Raw genomic sequence first — 299 nt, 5'->3', positions numbered from 1 at the left:
AATATCATGATAAAAACAAACATTTTTAAGCCATTACCGTTTGAAGCCTTGACCATATGTATCGCAGACCCTTCAAAAAATCCAATCTCATCTAATATTAATGAAATAAGAATAACAGCTACAAATGTTAAGGTAGCATTCCAAACAATACCTGTTACTTCTAATACATCGGAAAAACTTACGACTCCCGTAATGATAGCAACAACAGCTCCAATTAAAGCTGTAATACCAATATCTAAACCTTTCGGTTGCCATATTACAAAGATTAAAGTTAAAAGAAAAATTACAATTGCTAAAAT

1 protein-coding gene is annotated in these 299 nt (G+C 30.8%); it reads right to left on the bottom strand.

All coding sequences use genetic code 11. From position 1 onward, the window contains the following. On the bottom strand, positions 1-299 hold a 299-nt coding region (locus tag F1592_RS13460; protein WP_317450612.1), incomplete at its 3' end, for an ArsB/NhaD family transporter.

It is taken from the genome of Staphylococcus sp. GDX7P312P (genome assembly GCF_008385775.1).
In the GTDB taxonomy this organism is placed as follows: domain Bacteria; phylum Bacillota; class Bacilli; order Staphylococcales; family Staphylococcaceae; genus Staphylococcus; species Staphylococcus haemolyticus.
This window is presented reverse-complemented; position numbering and strand designations above follow the sequence as displayed.